The sequence below is a fragment of the Streptomyces sp. NPDC096132 genome (assembly GCF_044763345.1).
In the GTDB taxonomy this organism is placed as follows: domain Bacteria; phylum Actinomycetota; class Actinomycetes; order Streptomycetales; family Streptomycetaceae; genus Streptomyces.
In genome coordinates this window covers 172,489-186,009 of record NZ_JBIWGA010000003.1, presented here as the reverse complement: position 1 = coordinate 186,009, position 13,521 = coordinate 172,489, and the positions used below count along the sequence as shown (strand labels likewise).

Below are 13,521 nucleotides of genomic sequence, written 5' to 3'. Positions count from 1 at the left end.
GATCACCCGCCGAACGCGGGCCCGGACGGCCGCCCGGCGATCAGCCCGGTCAGGGCGGCCCGCGAGGAGACTCCCGTCTTGCGGTAGATCCGGGAGACATGGGTCTCGACCGTGCGGCGGCTCAGGCAGAGGCGGTCGGCGATCGCGGGGCTGGTGAGGCCCTCGGCGACGAGTTCGGCTATCTCGCGTTCCCGGGCGGTCAGTTCGGCGAGCCGCCGCTCGGGCCCGTCGGCGGCCTCGGCCACCGCCGGCCGGGTCAGCTCGGCCAGCTCGAGGAGCATCCGGGAGTCCCCGGCGGCGGCGAGCCGCTGCCCCCGGAGCCAGGCGGCCTGCCCACGCCGCGGCCCCTCGGGGTCCGCCGCGAGCAGCGGCGCGCCCAGGAGCAGGGAGTACGCCTCCCAGAACGTCCCCTCGCTGCGGGCGCTCTCCTCGGCCGCCGCCACGAACAGCTCCGCGGCCGCGCCGTCACCCAGCCGTACGTGCGCGGCACTGCGCATCGCCGAGGCCCGCTGCACGGGCAGGCCGAGCCGCTCGGCCTCCTCCCGGGCCTGCTCGGCCCACTCCTTCGCGGCGTCCAGGTCGCCGGTGGCGACGGCGGCGGTGACGAGGATCTCCAGGAAGAGCGGGCGCATCGAGGGCTGGAGCCTTCGCAGACCGGGGCCGCCGGCGCGCAGCACCGCCTCCCGGGCGCGGACCGCGTCGCCGGCCGTGAGGGCCGCGTAGCCGAGGGTGCACCAGGCGACGGACGCCCACCAGTTGACGCTCAGGCCCGCCGCGGCCACCGCCTCCTCGGCCGTGGCGAGGGGTCGGGGGTCGCCGGGCGGGCAGGCGTCGACCAGGGCGTGCGCCTTGGTCCCGAGGACGAAGGCGAGCAGTTCGTCGCTGCCGATGCCGCGGGCGATGTCCTCGGCCTCGTCCGCCAGTTCCACCGCCGACGCCGGCCGGCAGGTCTGGATCCTGACGTGCACCTTGCAGAGCAGGAGATGGGGCAGGAGGGAGAGCTGGCCGGTGCGGCGGGCGACGGCCAGGCCGCGGTCGGCGTGTCGCTCGGCGTCGGCGAAACGCTCCAGGAACGCCTCGGCCCAGCCGAGCCGGGCCAGTGGCTCGCACAGACCGGTGAGGTCGTCGTCCGGCAGCGAGTCGACGAGCACCGCGGCCTGGCGGGCGAGGTCCTCGGCCTCGGCCGTCCGCCCCTCGTACACCTCTCCCAGCGCGGCGACGGTCAGCACCCCGGCGACGCCGGTCTCGTCCCCGAGGGCCCGGGCGACGGCGAGCGTCCTCGCCACGTCGGAGCGAACGTCCGCGTACGAGGTGTCGTGCGGGGCGGAGTTGCCCAGTTCCAGCCCGAGCGCCACCTGGTCGGCGGGCGACGGTGCCGGGTCGTCGCGGTGCAGTTCGCGGCGGAGCAGGGCCACCGCCTCCGAGTACCGGCCCAGGTGGCGCTCCATGACGGCGCACAGGACGACGGCGGACGCGCGGGAGAGCGCCGGGTCGCCACCCGGGCCGGGCAGGGCGATCACCTGGTGCAGGAGGTCGCGGCTCTCCCGCAGCCGACCGCAGGCGCCCAGCGCGCGGGCCCTGCGCAGCATCAGCTCACGGCGTCGCGCGGCGTGTTCGGCGGTGTGCGGGAGGTTCCGCAGCACCACGTCCAGCCAGTGGGCGCAGCTCGCGGGCGCCGTGTGGGCGGCCTGGTCGGCGGCCTCGGTCAGCACGGCCGCCGCCTGCGGGTCCCAGCCGGCCAGCGACCGCTCGGCGTGGTGCGCCCGCTCGGCCAGCGGGGCGCCGGTCCGGGCCAGCTCGGCGGCGGCCAGGCGGTGGATCTCCGTGCGCAGCCAGGGGTCGGTGCCGTCGTGGACGAGGCTGCGGAGCACGGGGTGGCGCAGCGCCAGGCGGCCGTGCGGGGTGGTGCGCAGGAGGTCGCGCCGGGTCAGTTCGGCGACGTCCTCGGCCAGTCGGGTCCCTTCGTGGCCGGTGACCGGGCCGAGCAGGGCGGGTCTGGCGTGGTCGCCGAGCGCGGCCACCACGTCGACGACGCGGCGCTGTGCGGGGGTCAGCGGGGTCAGCTCCTCCAGCAGCAGCGCGCCGAGCCCCGTCGTCGACAGCCGGCTGACCGAGGCGCCTTCGCGGCGCGCCTGGCGCAGGGTCAGGAGGTAGAGCGGGTTGCCCTCGCTCGCCGCGAACAGCCGGACCGCCTCGTCGCGGGTCAGGTCGGGGGTGAGCAGGTCGACGCAGTCCCGCCGGCGGAGCGGCCCGAGCACCGTCCGCCGTACCGCCCCGGTGTCCGTGCCCCGGACGAGGGTCGCGGTGAGCGGTGCGGGACTCTGCCGCTCACGGCGGGCGACGACCAGCAGGACGCGGGCGCGCGGGGGATGCCGTACAAGGTGGTCGAGGAGTTCCAGGGAGGCGGCGTCCGCCCAGTGCATGTCGTCCAGCACCGCCACCAGGGGGGCTTCGGCGGCGTGGGTGAGCAGGGCGGCCGTGGCCCGGTGGAGACCGAAGCGGTCGGCGCGGCGCGGGGCGCCGCTCAGCACGGGGGCGACCTCCTCGGCCGCCGGGAAGGACTTGGCGACCTCGGGGTCGAGGTCGGCGAGGGCGTCGGTGAACGGCTGGAACGGGATGTGCCGTTCGTACTCCGTGGCCCGGCCGCGCAGCACGGTCGCCCCGTGCGCCGCCGCCCGCGCGCACAGTTCGTGGACCAGGCGGCTCTTGCCGATGCCCGTCTCGCCGCTGACGTCGAGCACGGCCGGACGTCCGTCCGTGTCCGCCGCCAGGTCCTCCAGCAGCCGGTCCATCAGCGCGAGTTCCGCTTCTCTGCCGACCAGTGCCGTCCGTTCCGTCGTCATGTCTTCCCCGCCCCGGTGGTGCCTTCCTGATCATCCTGCCGTACGCCACTGACAGTCCCCGCGCGAAAGGTACGTAACCGGTCTACGTGACACCACGGTCGTGACACCACGGTCGTGGCGCCCCGGGAGGGCGGCGAAGGCCCTCGGATCAGACCGCCAGCCCCGGCTCGTCGAACTGCGTGCGGTGGAGTTCGGCGTACCGGCCGCCCGCCGCGAGCAGTTGCTCGTGGGTGCCGCGTTCGACGATCCGGCCGGACTCGACGACGAGGATCAGGTCGGCGGCGCGCACGGTGGACAGGCGGTGGGCGATGACGACGGCGGTGCGTCCGGCCAGCGCCTCGGCGAGGGCCTCCTGGACGGCCGCCTCGGAGGTGTTGTCGAGGTGGGCGGTGGCCTCGTCGAGGATGACGACCCGCTGGCGGGCCAGGAGCAGCCGGGCGATGGTCATGCGCTGGCGTTCGCCGCCGGAGAGCCGGTAGCCGCGTTCGCCGACGACGGTGTCGAGGCCGTCGGGCAGGGAGCGGACGAGGTCGTCGAGGCGGGCGCGGCGCAGGGCGTCCCACAGTTCGTCCTCGCCGGCCGCCGGGCAGGCCAGCAGCAGGTTGGCGCGGACGGTGTCGTGGAAGAGGTGGCCGTCCTGGGTGACCATGCCGAGGGTGGCCCGCAGGGAGCCGGCGCTCAGGTCGCGGACGTCGACCCCGCCGATGCGGACGGCGCCGGCGTCGACGTCGTAGAGGCGCGGCAGGAGTTGGGCGATCGTGGACTTTCCGGCGCCGGAGGAGCCGACGAGGGCGACGGTCTGGCCGGGTTCGGCGCGGAAGGAGAGGCCGTGCAGGACCTCGCTGCCGCCGCGGGTGTCCAGGGAGGCCACCTCCTCAAGGGAGGCGAGGGAGACCTTGTCGGCGGACGGGTAGCCGAAGCGGACGGCGTCGAACTCGACGGACACCGGGCCCTCGGGGACCTCGCGGGCGTCCGGCCTCTCCTCGATGAGCGGTTTGAGGTCGAGCACCTCGAAGACCCGCTCGAAGCTGACCAGGGCGCTCATCACCTCGACGCGCGCCCCGGCGAGCGCGGTGAGCGGGGCGTACAGGCGGGTCAGCAGCAGGGCGAGGGCGACGACGGCGCCCGGTTCCAGGGTGCCGTTCAGGGCGAGCCGGCCGCCGAGGCCGTAGACCAGGGCGAGGGCCAGGGCGGAGACGAGGGTCAGGGCGGTCATGAAGACCGACTGGGCGGTGGCCGTACGGACGCCGATGTCCCGGACCCGGGCCGCCCGGGCCGCGAACTCGGCCGACTCCTGCTCCGGGCGGCCGAACAGCTTGACCAGGGTGGCGCCGGGTGCGGAGAACCGCTCGGTCATCCGGGTGCCCATCGCCGCGTTGAGCGCGGCCGCCTCCCGCTGCATTCCGGCCATCCGGCTGCCCATCCGCCGGGCCGGGATCACGAACACCGGCAGCAGGGCCAGGGCGAGCAGGGTGACCTGCCAGGACAGGGTGAGCATGACGGCGAGCGTGAGCAGCAGGGTGACCACGTTGGACACCACTCCGGAGAGGGTGTTGCTGAACGCGCGCTGTGCGCCGATCACGTCGTTGTTGAGACGGGAGACGAGCGCCCCCGTACGAGTACGTGTGAAGAACGCGACCGGCATTTTCTGCACATGATCGAACACGGTCGTGCGCAGATCGAGAATGAGTCCCTCCCCGAGCATCGCCGAGAGCCTCCTGCCCAGGACGCCCAGTGCCGCCTCCAGAACCGCGATGAGCGCGATGAGCAGCGCCAGCCGGACGACCCGGTCGGGGTCGCCGTGCGACACGATCGCGTCGACGACCCCTCCGGCGAGCACCGGGGTGGCGACGGCGAGCAGCGCGGTCACCACCCCGAGCACGACGAACAGGGCGATCCGGCGGCGGTGCGGCCGGGCGAACGCGCCGATGCGGCGCAGTGTCGCGGGGTCGAAGGGGCGGCGTTCCTGCTGGGAGTTCATGACGCTGTACAGCTGCGTCATAGCAATGGCGTCCATGCTCATGGGAGCGACCGTAGAACCTCAAGCATCCTTGAGGTCAATGCCGGCCCCCCGCCGCCTCGCCTCACGTCCCCTCGCCTCCCGTCCCCTCGTCCGCGGACCCACCCGAAGGACCCGATGACCGTACGTAATGCTCCGTCCCCGCTTCCGCAACCCGCTGTTGGGGCCGCGCGGAAAACCTCTCCCACTGTGACTGCCGTCCCGCTCCCCTCGCTCCCCCGGCGCTTCCCCGTCCGCCGGATCCTGTGTCTGCTCCCGCTCCTGCTGGTCACCGTGGTCGCGGTGCGCCACCGCTCGGTGCTCGTCGAGGGCTTCGGCCATCTGCGGACGGCCCAGTGGCCGTGGCTGCTGGCCGCGGCCGGGGCCACCTGTCTGACGTGGGTCGCCGCGGCCGTCACCCGGCAGGGGGCCGTGGTGCAGCGGCTGCCCCGGCTGCGGCTGCTGGCCACGCAGTTCGCGGCGGGCGCCGCCAACCATCTGCTGCCGACGGGACTGGGCGCGAGCGCGGTCAACCTGCGCTTCATGACGGTGTGCGGGGTGCCGCTGGCCCGCTCCTCGGCTGCCCTCGCGCTGTACCTGCTGGCGGAGGGCGTGGCCCGGGTGGGCCTGCTGGCCGCGCTGCTGCTCGTGTTCCCCGACGCGCTGCGGCTCGGTTCCCTGCTGCCCCACGCAGCCGTCGGCCCGCTGCTGGCCGCCGCGGCGGTGGCCGTGCTGCTGGCGGCGGCCGCGCTGACCTTCGTACGACGGCTGCGTACGGCCGTGTTCTCCTTCCTGCGCACCGCGCTCGGCGAGGCCCGCTCGGTGCACACCTGCCCGGCGCGGGCGCTGGCCCTGTGGGGCGGTTCCCTGGCGTTCCCGGTACTCCAGGCGGCCGGACTGGCCGCGGTCGGGCAGGCGTTGGGCCTCCCGGTCCCGCCGGCCCACATGGTGGTCGCCTACCTCGCGGCGACCGTGGCGGTGGCCCTGGTGCCCACGCCGGGCGGCATCGGCTCGGTCGAGGCGGCCCTGATCGTGGCCCTGGTGGCGGCGGGCGGCCCGGTCGCGCTCGCCACGGCGGTCGTCGTCACCTACCGCATCATCACGGTGTGGCTGCCGCTGGTGCCGGGGGCGGTGACGTTGGGGGCGCTGGTGCGGCTGAAGGTGATCTGAGGCCCGCCCGCCCCGGGTGGGGGCGGGCGGGGGCGGGTCAGAGGTCGTCGTCCTCGTCGTCGTCCTCGTCGTCGGGTTCTGTCCGGGGCAGGACGCCGTCGAGGTGGCCGTAGGAGTCGTACAGGTCCTCGATGGCCCGCACCATGGACTCCATGCCCGGTTCACGGACGATGACAAGGCCCTTGGCCCAGAAATAGGCCCCTCCCAGACTGTCACCGGTTCCGCGCTCGCGGTCCATGATCGCCTGGATCCTGCCCATCGTCAGGATGACGCCCCACCAGCGATCGCCGTTGGGCGCGATGACGAGAACGTCCCCGTCCTCGAGCGTCTCGGGGTCCTCGTCCGCTCCCACCGTGAACCTGACGGCGAGCTTGGGCGTCCGCACCGTCCAGAACGGCTCGTCGATCTCAAGGTCCATACAGCTCCTTCAGTCTTGCGATGACCTTGGACTCGTACTTCTTGTCCGACTTGCCGACGATCTCGATGGTGTCGCCCAGTTTCCGGAAGAACAGCCGCGCGCCGTTCTTGCTGCGGGCGTAGCTGATGCCGTTGGGCAGCGAGCCGGTGCCTATGCCGGGTTTCAGATTGCCCTCCATCAGCTTCCTGAACATGCTGTGGAGATCATCCTGGACCTGCTGGTTCTTGGTCGACAGCTCGGCCAGGTCCTTGAGCCTCTTGTCCTTCCGGATGGCGGACTTCATGCAGTACTTCGCGGCAGCCGCTGCCGCCAGGGACCTGCCACGGGCGGTGGCGGCCGGAGCGAGGCCGAGGACCTCGTCGGCGAGGCTGAGCAGGCACTGCGCCGGGGCCTGGCCCTTGCGCAGGGTCTCCAGCAGCTTGCGCAGCCGGTCCAGGGTGTGCTTGGCCTGCGCCGCGTCGTCGAGGAACTTCCCGACGCCGCTGCTCACCTTGATGATGGCCTTGCCGAGGGCCGGGAACTTGCCGACCGCGACGATGATCCCGCCGGCGTTGACGGCGGTCCACAGGCAGCTCTCTACGTCCCCGGTGCCGAAGCAGCGCTTGGCGTCCTCGACCCCGATGAACTCCAGCAGGATGGCGGCGCCGTTCTGCTTGATCCAGTCGATGACGTCCATGGAGGCGAGGGCCTTCGCGGCGCGGTACTCGTCCACGCAGCTCTGGCCGCACTCCTTGCGCAGCAGTTCCTCGTCGCTCGCGGACAGGCCGGGACCGGTGTCCGGACCCGCCTGGGCGGTGGCGGTGCGCTGCGCCTCGATCAGCTTCCGGAACTCCTCCTCGGCGGCGTCGGCGGCCTGGTCCGCCTCCTTGGCCGAGCCGTTGGCGTCCTTGGCGGCGGCTTCGGCGCCGGTGGCGTCCTGCTCCGCCTCGGTCGCGGTGGCACGGGCGCTGGCGGCATCGTTCTCGGCCGCCGTGGCGGCGGCACGGGCGCCCGCCGCGTCGCGTTCGGCCTCGGTCGCCTCGTTGTCGGCGGCGGTGGCCGCCGCCCGCGCCGAGTACGCCGCCGACTGTGCGGCGGCCGCGTCGACGCCCGCCTGCTGGTCGTACGCCTGGGCGTTGGCGTCGGCCTTCTTGGCGGCTTCGGCCGACTTCGCCGCAGCCGCCGCGGAGGCCCGGGCGGCGGCGACCGAGGCGGCCGCCCGGGCGGCGTCCGCAGCCGCCGCTGCCGCCGCCTTGGCGGCTGCCTTGGCGTCCGCAGCCGCCTTGTCGGCGAGGGTCTTCGCGGTGGCCGCGGCCTTGGCCGCGTCGTCGGACTTGGCCTTCGCGGCGGCTGCCTGCTGCTCGGCCAGGGTCATGGAGGTCTGGCCGACCAGGACGGCGAACGCGGCGGAGGAGTCGGTCTCCTTGTAGGGGGTGCCGACGTTGATGGCTTCGTTGGCGGGCTTGATGACCTCGGCCGCCGAGTCACGGGCGGCGGTGGCCGCTTCGGCGGCGGCGTAGGCGTAGCCGGCGGTGACGGCCGCCCAGGACGCGGTCCTGTCGGCCTCGGAGCGGGCGGCGGTGGCCTCGGTGCGTGCGGTGACGGCGGCAGCGGCGGCCTTCTTGGCCTCCGCCTCGGCGTTCTCGGCGTTCTTCTGTGCCGCCGCGGCGGCCTCGATCGCCGTGGCCGCCGCCGCGTGAGCGGTGACCGCCGCCGCGTGTGTCGTCCGGTACGCGGCCTGGGCCGTGTCGGCGGCGGACTCCGCCCGGAACGCCGCCGCGTCGGCCCTGATGGACGCCGCGCGGGCGGCGACGGCCGCCGTGGTCGCGGTGGCGGCCTCCTGCTGGGCGCTCGCCGCGGCAGCAGTCGCCGTGTTCGCGGCGGCGCGAGCCTCGGTGGCGGCGGCCCGGGTCTCCTGCGCGGCGGCGGTGCCCTCGGCGGCGGCCGCCGCCGCCTCCGTCGCGGCGGCGCGGGAGAGCGCGGCCTGCTTGTCGCGGGCGGCTTCCTTGGCCTTGTTCTTGGCCTGGTACGCCCGCTGCTCGGCCTCGATCGCGTCGGCGTAGCGGTCCTCGGCGGTGCCGCCCGCGGTCTCGGCGGCGGCACGTGCCGAGGATGCCGTGGCCTGGTCCTGCTTGGCCCGGGTCTCGGCGGCCTCGGCCTTGGCGTGTTCGCGGGTGGCGTTGGCTTGTTCGGCCTGCGCGGTGGCGGAGGCCGCCTCGGCCGTGGCACGGGCCGCCTTCGCCGTCGCCGCGCCGGTCCGGGCCGTCCTCTCGGCGTTCTCGGCCGTCGTCTGCGCGGTACGGGCCTTGGCGGCGTTGGCCGCCGCCTCCTTGGCCTGGGCGTCGGCCGCGTCCGCCGCCGCCTTCGCCTGGGCCGCGGCCTCCTCGGCGGCCACGCGGCGGAACTCGGTGTTGAGCGCGTGGGCCTGCGTCCGGGACAGCGCCAGCTGGGCCTGGCTGTCGGCGACGGTGGCCTTGGCGGCGTTCACGGCGGTCTGGGTGGCCTTCGCGGCGGCCTGGGCGGCAGCGGCGGAGGCCTTGGCGACCTGCACCGACTGCTGGGCGTACAGCAGCCCTCGGCCGCGCGGGGTCTTCGCCGCGTCGGCGATCCCGTACGCCGTGGTCTGGGCGGTGGCGGCCTTGTCGGCGGCCGACTTGGCCGCGGTCGCCGCCGTGTTGGCCAGGGTGAGCTGGGCGGCCGCCTTGTTGCGGGCGTTGGTCAGGTCGGTGGCGGCCTGGGTGAACAGGGCCTTGGCGGGGCGCGACGGGTCGTCGGCGGGCTTGGAGGCCCAGAACTTCTGCCAGATGAGGATCTGTTCGGCGAGCCAGGCCCGGCCGATCGACTCGATCATCGCGTCGGTGGCCTTCTGGGCCTGCGCGGCGGCGGCCGTCTCGGCGGCCATGATGTCGGCGCGCGGCTTGGCCTGGGCGGCGTACTCCTGTTCCCACTCCGCGTAGGCGGTGGCGGTCACCGGGGCGAGTACGCGGCGCGGGTCCTGGGGGTTCCAGCTGTCGCACGCGGCCCAGGCGACCTTGAGGGACTCCACCTCCGTCCGGTACTCGGCGGAGCCCTCGACGGGTGCCTGCGTCGGGAAGCCGCCCTGCCGCAGATAGCGGGCGATGTCGGTGGAGGTGATGGAATTGAAGGGCGGCTGGACGTTGCCGTCGTACGTGGTGAACTCGGCCAACTGGTCGTCGCCGGCCGGCGACTTGCCCTTCAGGGACGCGGCGAGCCTGCGAGCGCCGTCCAACGCGGTCGCGCCCGGGGCGCTGCGTCCGTCCTGGCCGAAGGTGTCGTACAGCGCTTCCTGTGGGCCGAGCGTGAAGGCCACGATGTCCGCGTCGAACTCCGGGGCGTGCAGCGACATCCCGGTGCTGCCGGTGGCGCTCATCGCGTAGGGCCGGTTGGCGGCCTCCCAGCCCTTCTTGCGGTCGCCCGAGGCCTGTACGTAGGCGACGGCGCTCGTGCGGTCCGCGCGCAGGGCGTCGTCGAGAACGCTCGGGTAGATGTTGTCCTTGCGGAACAGGGCGGCCGCCAGGTCGGCGTCGGTGCCGCCCAGTGCCTTGCTCGCCGCGGCCTTGAGCGCCGGCCCGCCGATGTGCAGGGCGTACCCGGCCTCGCAGCGGTCCTGGCGGGCGCTCTGCCCGAAGGTGATCCGCGCTCCGTTGCCGTTGTCGGGCAGCGGGTCGGCGGCGCTCGCGGGCACGGCGTACGCCAGAGTCGTGAGCACCGAGACCGCGGCGACCAGTGCGGTTCCGGCCAGGCGTCTGCGACGGGTGCCGGGGTGCCGCCGGGCTAATCGTGGCTGTCTGGTCACTTTGCTTCCCCTTTTGTCGGACGGACGTCCAGGGAGGAAGCACGCCGGCACGGTGCCGGGCCGCACGGGCAGCGGTGAACGGCCCCGTGCGCACGCGCGACGGCGGCCATGACGGCACCGCACGCCGCGCGGACAGATCGTCACAGGCGAGGCCTTCGCGCTGGTCAGGCGCAGGGCCGTCGCCCTCTTCCCCCGTGAGACGCGAAGATCCTGACACATCGAAAGCGCTTGCGACAGAGGTTTCCCAAGGGACTTCTGGGGACGGCGGGGCGCGAGAGGGCACGAGGCGTGCCCGAAAGACGACGTCCGGGCAGGTCCTGGGGTGCCAACCGCCCTTCCCCGTACGGCAGGATGGACGGCTGTGCCCGTTCGCGGACGGCACACACGCACATCCCGGAAACAAGCAGGTGACAACGTGACGAGACTTCACATCCGGCCTTCGGCGGGCGTCTTCGCCCTCGCCGCGGATCGACTTCCCGGAGGTGGCCGGTGAACCGCGCGCTGACCCTGGACGATCTCGTCCTCGCCGGCATCGCGCTGGCCACAGGCTTCCTCGTGGCCTTCCTGTCGCGCACGCTGCTGCGCTGGCTGGCCAAGCACGCCAAGCGCACCCGGTGGAGCGGTGACGACGTCATCGTGCACGCGCTGCGCACGGTGGTGCCGTGGGCGGCGATCGCGGGAGGCGCGGCGGCCGCCGCCGCGGTGCTGCCGCTGACGAGGACGGTCCAGCACACGGTCAACCAGTGCCTGACAGTGCTGATGATCTTCGTGGTGACCGTGTCGGCGGCCCGGGTGGTCGCCGAACTGGTGCAGTCGGTGACCCAGTCGCGCTCCGGTGTCGCGGGATCCGCCACGATCTTCGTGAACATCACGCGTGTGCTGGTCCTGGCGATCGGCTTCCTGGTGATGCTGCAGTCCCTGGGTATCTCCATAGCGCCGATGCTCACCGCCCTGGGCGTCGGCGGTCTGGCCGTCGCGCTGGCCCTGCAGGACACCCTCGCCAACCTCTTCGCGGGCATCCACATCCTCGCGTCCAAGACCGTCCAGCCCGGTGACTACATCAAGCTGAGCAGCGGTGAGGAGGGGTACGTCGAGGACATCAACTGGCGTCAGACCACGGTCCGGGCGCTGTCCAACAACCTGATCGTGATCCCCAACGGGCAGCTCGCCAAGGCCAACATGACCAACTTCATGCGGCCCGAGCAGGAGTTGACGATCCTGGTGCAGGTGGGCGTGGCCTACGACAGCGACCTGGAGCACGTGGAGCAGGTGACCATGGACGTCGTCGCCGAGGTGATGACCGAGATCACGGGGGCGGTGCCCGACCACGAACCGGCCGTGCGCTTCCACACCTTCGGCGACTCCCGCATCGGCTTCACGGTGATCCTGGGGGTCGGTGAGTTCAGCGACCAGTACCGGATCAAGCACGAGTTCATCAAGCGGCTGCACAAGCGGTACCGCGCGGAGGGCATCCGGATCCCGGCGCCGGCCCGGAACGTGTCGCTGCAGCAGGGGGCCGTGGTCATCCCGCAGCAGCGCAACCCGGAGGAGGCGGGCGAAGTGGTCTCCGCCCGCCTCGAGGGCTGACCGGCCCGAAGACCGACCGGGCCGACCGGGCCGACCGGGCCGACCCGGCCGACCGGCTCGGCTAGAGCGTCGCCGAGTTCTCGTGCCAGCGTGCCGCGGACTTGTTGCGCGGGGCCGTGAGGGACGGCGTCACCGGGGTCACCGTCCAGTCCGGATGGCCGGGCATCCTCGGTGTCGTCGTGCCGTACAGCCAGTCGCGCAGGAAGCCGGAGACGTCCTGGCCGGAGACCTGGCAGGCGACGGTGATGTAGTCCTCGGTCGACGCCGAGGCGTTGCGGAAGCGGGCCAGGAAGGCCCGCTCGACCGCGTGGAAGGCGTCCTCGCCGATCAGCTGCCGCAGCGCGTACAGGACGAGGACGCCACCCAGGTAGCGCTGGCTGTCGAAGAGGTTGGCCGCGTTCGGCGCGGCGACGGGGCCCGAGGTCCGCCGCCACTGGTCGCCGCGGGCGTACGTGTCCTTCATCCGGGCCTCGAAGGTGGTCAGGCCCAGCGAGTCCGGCCAGCCGCGCTCATAGCGGTAGAGCAGGCCGTAGAAGTCGGCGTGGCCCTCGTTGAGCCAGAGGTCGGCCCAGGTGGCGGGGCTGACGCTGTTGCCGAAATAGGAGTGGACCAGCTCGTGCATCATGTGCGAGCCGATCCTCGGCTCCGCCTGCAGCAGGTAGTTCGGCTTGTAGAGCGTGAGGGTCTGCGTCTCCAGGCCGGTGAAGTCGAAGGCTGCCGGGTCGTCGGAGTTGCAGGGCAGCAGGCCGTACGTCTCGAAGGGGTACGCGCCGAGCCGCCGCTCGATCCATTCCACCAGGCCCGGGGTGAGGGCGAGGGCGGGCTCCAGCGCCTCGGCCCGGGCCACCGGGACGACGTCGCGCAGGGGCAGCCCGTGCGGGCCCTGCCGGTCCTTGACGACGTAGTCGCCGACCGTGATCTGCACCAGTTCGGTGGCGATCGGGGAGCGGGAGCGGTAGGTGTACGCGGTCCGGTCGCCGGCCAGGTCCTCGGTGCACACCAGGGAGCCGCTCGCGACGGCCTTCAGGGCGGACGGGACCGTGATGCGGAAGGTGAAGTCGGCCTTGTCCGACGGGTGGTCGTTGCACGGGAAGACGGTGTGCGCCGAGTCCGGCTGGGGGCACACGGCGAACCCGTCGGGGGTGGGGACCCAGGCGGTGTGCGCGAGGCTGCGGCGCGGGTCCGCCGTGTACGTCACGCGGACCGTGGCGCGGGCGCGGTCCGGGAGGCAGCGGGACGGCGTGATCCGCAGCTTCTCGTCCACCTGTTCGAACTCCGCGGTGCGGCCGTCGACGCGCACGGAGGCTATGTCCAGGCCGAGGGCGTCCAGAGAGAAGCGGGACAGGGCCTGGGTCGTGCGGATCTCCAGCGTCGCCGTGCCGTCGACCAGGGTGGTCGTGGCGTCGTAGGAGAGGTCGAGACGGTAGGCGGTGACCCGGTAGCCGTCGTTGCCGAGGGCCGGGAAGACGGGGTCACCGAGGGTCTCGGGGGCCGGACCGGTGTCGGAACCGGTCGCGTGAGCGCTGGTGGTACCCCCGATGGTGAGCGCCGTGGCGCCGATCAGGGCCGCCGCCGGGCCCGTCACTCTGCTGCGATATCTCATGATCCGCTTTCGCTGAAGCGGCCGGATGGTCGGTCCGGCCGGTGGACGAGGTCGACTCTCTGACCTCTGGACCACCGGATCCGGCGGATCGGTTGCCCGGCGAAG

The 13,521-nt window shown here is 73.4% G+C and carries 7 protein-coding genes; 2 read left to right on the top strand and 5 right to left on the bottom strand.

The annotated features are described in order from the left end of the window. Positions 1 to 2: 2 nt before the first annotated feature. Both ACIRF9_RS08610 and ACIRF9_RS08605 read right to left on the bottom strand, forming a co-directional pair. A complete protein-coding gene (locus ACIRF9_RS08610; RefSeq protein ID WP_403818322.1) occupies positions 3 to 2,843 on the bottom strand; it encodes an AAA family ATPase in 2,841 nt (946 codons plus the stop codon). A 148-nt stretch (positions 2,844 to 2,991) separates the two neighbouring features. After that, positions 2,992 to 4,860 carry an ABC transporter ATP-binding protein gene (locus ACIRF9_RS08605; RefSeq protein WP_403819015.1) on the bottom strand — a complete coding sequence of 623 codons (1,869 nt, stop codon included), beginning with the start codon at positions 4,858 to 4,860 and terminating at the stop codon, positions 2,992 to 2,994. A gap of 192 nt (positions 4,861 to 5,052) precedes the next feature. Here ACIRF9_RS08605 and ACIRF9_RS08600 point away from each other — a divergent pair, with 192 nt between their 5' ends. Further along, positions 5,053 to 6,012, top strand: a complete 960-nt coding sequence (locus ACIRF9_RS08600; protein ID WP_403818320.1) for a YbhN family protein — start codon at positions 5,053 to 5,055, stop codon at positions 6,010 to 6,012. 37 nt (positions 6,013 to 6,049) lie between these two features. Here ACIRF9_RS08600 and ACIRF9_RS08595 read toward each other — a convergent pair whose 3' ends face one another. Both ACIRF9_RS08595 and ACIRF9_RS08590 read right to left on the bottom strand, forming a co-directional pair. After that, on the bottom strand, positions 6,050 to 6,430 hold the full coding sequence (locus ACIRF9_RS08595; RefSeq protein ID WP_403818318.1) for a hypothetical protein: 381 nt from the start codon (positions 6,428 to 6,430) through the stop codon (positions 6,050 to 6,052). Continuing rightward, on the bottom strand, positions 6,420 to 10,226 hold the full coding sequence (locus ACIRF9_RS08590) for a hypothetical protein (protein WP_403818317.1): 3,807 nt from the start codon (positions 10,224 to 10,226) through the stop codon (positions 6,420 to 6,422). The genes ACIRF9_RS08595 and ACIRF9_RS08590 overlap by 11 nt, the downstream gene beginning before the upstream one ends. A 489-nt stretch (positions 10,227 to 10,715) precedes the next feature. Here ACIRF9_RS08590 and ACIRF9_RS08585 point away from each other — a divergent pair, with 489 nt between their 5' ends. Beyond that, a complete protein-coding gene (locus ACIRF9_RS08585; protein WP_403818316.1) occupies positions 10,716 to 11,813 on the top strand; it encodes a mechanosensitive ion channel family protein in 1,098 nt (365 codons plus the stop codon). Between the two features lie 61 nt (positions 11,814 to 11,874). Here the strand turns inward: ACIRF9_RS08585 and ACIRF9_RS08580 are convergent, their stop codons facing one another. After that, complete coding sequence (locus ACIRF9_RS08580; protein WP_403818314.1) at positions 11,875 to 13,416, bottom strand: M1 family metallopeptidase; 1,542 nt, start codon at positions 13,414 to 13,416, stop codon at positions 11,875 to 11,877. Between the last annotated feature and the right edge of the window lie 105 nt (positions 13,417 to 13,521).

What these genes read in the sequence shown, in the direction of transcription:
- ACIRF9_RS08605 (WP_403819015.1), bottom strand. Translation starts at nt 4,860, where the DNA reads ATGGACGCCATTGCTATGACGCAGCTGTACAGCGTCATGAACTCCCAG.
- ACIRF9_RS08595 (WP_403818318.1), bottom strand. Translation starts at nt 6,430, where the DNA reads ATGGACCTTGAGATCGACGAGCCGTTCTGGACGGTGCGGACGCCCAAG.
- ACIRF9_RS08610 (WP_403818322.1), bottom strand. Translation starts at nt 2,843, where the DNA reads ATGACGACGGAACGGACGGCACTGGTCGGCAGAGAAGCGGAACTCGCG.
- ACIRF9_RS08580 (WP_403818314.1), bottom strand. Translation starts at nt 13,416, where the DNA reads ATGAGATATCGCAGCAGAGTGACGGGCCCGGCGGCGGCCCTGATCGGC.